Origin of the sequence: Candidatus Symbiopectobacterium sp., from assembly GCF_020054415.1 — a bacterium.
Taxonomy (GTDB): domain Bacteria; phylum Pseudomonadota; class Gammaproteobacteria; order Enterobacterales; family Enterobacteriaceae; genus Symbiopectobacterium.
Window position 1 is genome coordinate 1 of record NZ_JAHWCO010000459.1, and the last position, 4759, is coordinate 4759.

3 protein-coding genes and 3 pseudogenes are annotated in these 4759 nt (G+C 51.5%); 2 read left to right on the top strand and 4 right to left on the bottom strand.

The window, feature by feature from the left end:
• Window positions 1-121: 121 nt before the first annotated feature.
• The 3 genes and pseudogenes from QZ506_RS13325 to ppdD all read right to left on the bottom strand — a co-directional run bounded on the left by QZ506_RS13325 (window position 122) and on the right by ppdD (window position 2662).
• The gene (locus tag QZ506_RS13325; RefSeq protein ID WP_291971643.1) at window positions 122-661 is read right to left on the bottom strand and encodes a type II secretion system F family protein; all 540 of its coding nucleotides are present in this window, start codon (window positions 659-661) and stop codon (window positions 122-124) included.
• A 117-nt stretch (window positions 662-778) separates the two neighbouring features.
• Window positions 779-2212 carry a type II secretion system protein GspE gene (gene gspE, locus QZ506_RS13330; RefSeq protein WP_291971645.1) on the bottom strand — a complete coding sequence of 478 codons (1434 nt, stop codon included), beginning with the start codon at window positions 2210-2212 and terminating at the stop codon, window positions 779-781.
• A 2-nt stretch (window positions 2213-2214) separates the two neighbouring features.
• Window positions 2215-2662: pseudogene (gene ppdD, locus QZ506_RS13335) on the bottom strand (prepilin peptidase-dependent pilin).
• Between the two features lie 277 nt (window positions 2663-2939).
• Here ppdD and ampD point away from each other — a divergent pair.
• Together ampD and ampE are read left to right on the top strand one after the other, a co-directional pair.
• Window positions 2940-3515 (top strand): annotated as a pseudogene (ampD, locus tag QZ506_RS13340) (1,6-anhydro-N-acetylmuramyl-L-alanine amidase AmpD).
• Complete coding sequence (ampE, locus tag QZ506_RS13345; protein WP_291971647.1) at window positions 3512-4366, top strand: beta-lactamase regulator AmpE; 855 nt, start codon at window positions 3512-3514, stop codon at window positions 4364-4366. The pseudogene ampD and the gene ampE overlap by 4 nt, the downstream one beginning before the upstream one ends.
• Window positions 4367-4627: 261 nt before the next feature.
• On the opposite strand, the pseudogene QZ506_RS13350 reads toward ampE, so the two are convergent.
• Window positions 4628-4759, bottom strand: a pseudogene (locus QZ506_RS13350) (IS256 family transposase); the annotation flags it as partial.

Sequence of the window (4759 nt, forward strand, 5' to 3'; positions counted from 1 at the left end):
AGAAACTGCGAATGGAGAGGAGGTTAAAAGAGTTAAGTCCCGGAGTGATCGATACGACGCGAATCAGTGATCGACCTTTCATGCGAAATCGTGATCGATTGTCATGCGAATCACTGATCGATCACGATGCGAATATGCAGGCGCGGCACACTGGATATCCCAGTACGATGCTCATCGGTAGCGTAAGTAGCAGTAGCGCGCGATGGGCTACCACATCTGCCAGTGCCAAAACGCACTGAGTCAGTGGCGGTAGCGGTGTCTCGAATGCCTCATACAGGCTGGCAAATTCGGGTAATACCCATATCAGCATGATGATACTCAGCGTAACGCTAACGCCCAGAACAAAACCAGGATAGCGCAGCGCTTGTTTCACTTTCTTTTGCAGTTGAAGCTGCTGCTCTTGCTGCGCCGCCAACTGTTGGCAACACACATCTAGTTTGCCGGTCATCTCCCCAACGGCAACCAGGGTAGGATAAAGCGTAGGAAATACCTGTGGGTAGTGGTGCAGGACATCGGAAAAAGATTCGCCTTCGGCAATGTCATCGGCTAATGCGTTAATCAGGCATCGCCATCCCGGCAGTTCATGCTGTTCGGCCAGCAGTCGCAGTGCATTCAGCAGCGGCAGGCCAGCCTTTAGCAATGCGGCAACCTGCTTAAACAAGGCGATACGGGCCGTTGTTTTCCAGTAACGTTGCGTGAGCGTCTGCCGGTATCGTAAACGTAACGGCTGGTACCCCCTCTGAGCCAGGAGTAGAGTTTTTGTGACATGGCCGCAGTCTCAATGAGAGTGTTGTGATGCACCAATGATACGATACATTTCGGCGGCGGATGTCTCCCCTTGGGAGACCCTTTGTAATGCCGACATGAATAGCGTGTCATAACCCGTTTCGTTGGCCAGTACCGCGAGGTCTTGCGTGCTGGCACCGCGACTCAATGCGTGTCGTAGCGCAGGAGTGAGCGGTAGCAGCTCGTAGAGGGCGGTTCTACCATAATACCCCTTCACGCAGTGTTCACAGCCTTGCGCATCCCAGTGTGGAACGGGGGTTGCCCATAGCGTAGCGGGAAATGTTAATGACGAGGAAGCCGCTGTTTTACAGTGTGGGCAAAGACGCCGTACCAGACGCTGAGCAATGAGCAGCGTCAACGCACCCGCGAGCAAATACCCGGGAATGCCCAAATGCCCGAGTCGGGTCAGGGTTTCAATCGCAGAATTGGTATGCAGCGTCGATAATACCAGATGACCAGTTTGCGCTGCTTTCACGGCAATTTCCGCGGTTTCGCTATCACGTATTTCGCCAATCATGACGACATCAGGATCTTGACGCAGCAAGGCACGCAAAATGCGACTGAAATCCAGCTCGGCCTTGAGGTTCAATGCGGTTTGATTGATGCCCTGCAACGGGATTTCCACCGGATCTTCCACACTGCAAATGTTGCGCTGGCTCTCATTGAGCCAGCATATTGCGCTATAAAGCGTCACGGTTTTGCCGCTTCCCGTAGGCCCGGTCACTAGGATCATACCCTGCGGCTGCTGTAACGCCTGTGTCAGGCAGGCGTATGCCGTCTGCGATAAGCCCAGGCTATCTAGAGTGAGCATCTGTTGGTAGGTTTGTAATACGCGCAGTACGATTTTTTCACCTTCCAGTATGGGCAGTGTGACAATACGCAGCAAGAGCGACTGTGCATTGATCGCGAACGAGAACTGACCGTCTTGCGGCAGACGGTGCTCTGCAATACCCAACTGCCCCATGATTTTCAGTCGTGCGGTAAGGCGTGCCGCACAGCCCAATGGGGGGGATAAGCAGATATGCAGCACGCCATCAATATGCATGCGTACACGGTAGGTATCCGCCATGGGTTCAAAATGGATATCCGAAGCCCGTCGCTGAAAGGCCTGTGCCAGCGTTTGATTGATATAGTGGATAACGGATGTCTCTTCGTCTGTTGGCTCGGTGGTGGGTGTGATGCTGAACACAGCGTCGCTTTCTGCCGCCTGCGGTAGGGGGTGGAAAGCCTGTTCCAACTTCGCTTGTGACCAGCGTTCCACCACGATATGGCGATTGCTGGCAAATTTTAGCGCTGTCAGCAATACGGGAGCCACATCGCCAGTGACGGCGATAGTGACGATTTGTTCATCTAATGTCAGCAACTGTGCCTGATAGCGTTGGCACAACTGCTTGATCTCTCGATCCAACGGGGAGTATGTGCGCATGTTTACTCCGAGACATCATCGAAACGAAATACCCGCTCGCAAGCGACTATCAAACTCTCGGCCTGCGAGGTTGCCTGACAATGTCGGCGCCAAATGATGGAACTGCTGTCGCTATCCCAATAGGGTATTAAGGTCACGTGCAACCCTTGCAAGGCAGACTGCCCCGTCAAACTGATGACGCCTTGTGTTACGCTGAGATTGCTGACATAGCGTGAGCCTCTCGCGACGGGAATACCTTGGCTTCCTGCATTACAAGGCGCAACGCTGCTGTTTTCTAACACACACAAATTGACCGCCGTTCGATAAGGTGCCAGCGATTGCAGCATGTCTGTCATTGCAGTCTTTTGCAGGTATCCCTGATTAGCAGGGGATACTAATGGAGGCGAGAATGGCAACAATCGCGATAACGATCATCAACTCAACTAGGGTGAATCCGCGTTCTGTATTCATCATCGTCCTTTTCAGTCAGCAGGTTTGGCATAAAGGTAGAAGATGCAAGGGGGGAGGACGAGCGCATAAATGGATAACTGGAAAGCCGACTCGTAAAGAATGGTTCGGATTGCATGATTCTTTTAAAATCTGGAATCGATATCGCAGAAAATAAATGGTTTTTAATAAATTTATTATATTTTAATGAGTTAATGGTTGTTTTAAGGATGCCCTTGCTAGGAAAATAACAAAATCTGAGTAATAATGGTATGACACCATTTCTTGGGGAGCATGTGGTATGCAGTTGGAAGCGGGTTGGTTAACAGGCGTAAAACGGGTGCCTTTTCCCCATTGTGACTTGCGCCCGGACGCAGAGCTTCCTTCATTGCTGGTGATACACAATATCAGCTTACCGCCGGGAGCGTTTGGCGGCCCCTACATCGACCAACTGTTCACGGCGACGCTCGATCCCTAGGAGCACCATTATTTTCAGAATATCAGCCAGTTACGGGTGTCGGCACACTATTTGATTCGCCGTGATGGCGGCATTGTGCAATATGTCCCTTTTGATAAACGTGCTTGGCATGCTGGGGTATCTCAGTTTGCCGGCCGTGAGCGGTGTAACGATTTCTCCATTGGTATCGAACTGGAAGGTACTGATACGCTACCTTTTACTCAGGAGCAATACCAACAGCTGGCCTGTGTTACCCGGTTGTTCTTGAACCATTACCCTATTACGCCACAGTGCATTACCGGGCACAGTGATATAGCCCCTCAGCGTAAAACTGATCCCAGCCCGGCCTTTGACTGGCAGCACTATCACCAATTGATCCAGGTGCCTGAAATTGACGATAAGAGGAATGAGTGCTCATGACCCTGTTTACCTTGCTACTGTCCCTGACGTGGGAGCGTTTGTTTAAAAAAAACGATCGCTGGCAGATAGACACCCATCTGGAAATGATTTTTCGCCGTCTCTCAGCCCCCTCTTTATTGCAGACATTGCTGTTAGCATTGTTGGGGATGGCCGCAACTGCTGTGTTGCTGTGGCTGGCGAAGGGGGTATTATTTGGGCTGGTAGGGCTGTTGCTGTGGATTGCTATCGTACTATTGTGTCTTGGTGCTGGCGAGGTGCGGCAGCATTACCAGAATTACCTTGGCGCAGCACAACGCGGTGAACAGGATGCAATGCAAGCGCTGGCAGAAGAGCTGGCTTTGATTCATGGTTTACCGCTGGATGCCACTGAGCGTGAAAAACTGAGTGAATTGCAAAATGCATTGCTGTGGCTCAACTTTCGCTTTTATCTAGCACCGTTGTTCTGGTTTGTGGTCGCTGGGCCATACGGGCCGATAGCGCTGGTTGGTTATGCCATTTTACGCGCTCGTCAAACCTGTTTGGCGCGGCATCATACGCCATTGTCCCGTGCACAATCAGGCGTTGATGCCTTGTTGCGCTGGCTGGATTGGATCCCGGCACGTTTGGCGGGGATCACCTATGCGCTGTTAGGTCATGGTGAAAAAGCGCTTCCTGTCTGGCTGGCATCGTTGGGCGATTTGCACCATTCTCCCTATTGGGTTGTTACGCAACTGGCACAATTTTCTCTGGTTCGTGAATCTCACACCGACCCTATTGATGCGCCGCGCGCCGCGGTAATACTTGCGAAAAAGGTTTCTGTGGTGATGGTGGTGGCGGTGGCTGCACTCACGATTTATTGTACGTTGCTTTGAGTTGCGTCTGGCGGTGTGTACCACAATGTGCCTGGCATTGATGGTGCCCATTCCGGGGGCATCCTCCTAGGACGCCTAAATCTTGTTCAACGCGGTTTCAAACAGGTTTTCATTCACTTGATGCTCTCTTAAAACCCGAATTATAAAGGGGGGGGGAGCTATTGTGAGAGGGCGAAATAGGTCTAATGAGTTTTAATTCAACGCCTCGCCTTATTGCGTGCTTGGGTGAGCCTGTTTAAGATTTTGTGTAAATGCCTTTCCTCAGAAGTGACCGTCAAGGCGGTCACCGAACTCGATAATAAAGCGACTCATTGCCATACGCCAGTCCTGTAAGGGCATCGTCCATTTCTGTGATGCCGCCTGGATTGCCAGCCATACGACCTTCTTCACCGA

Excerpts from the sequence above, each read along its gene's own strand:
- gspE (WP_291971645.1), bottom strand. The coding sequence starts at position 2,212 with ATGCGCACATACTCCCCGTTGGATCGAGAGATCAAGCAGTTGTGCCAA.
- ampE (WP_291971647.1), top strand. The coding sequence starts at position 3,512 with ATGACCCTGTTTACCTTGCTACTGTCCCTGACGTGGGAGCGTTTGTTT.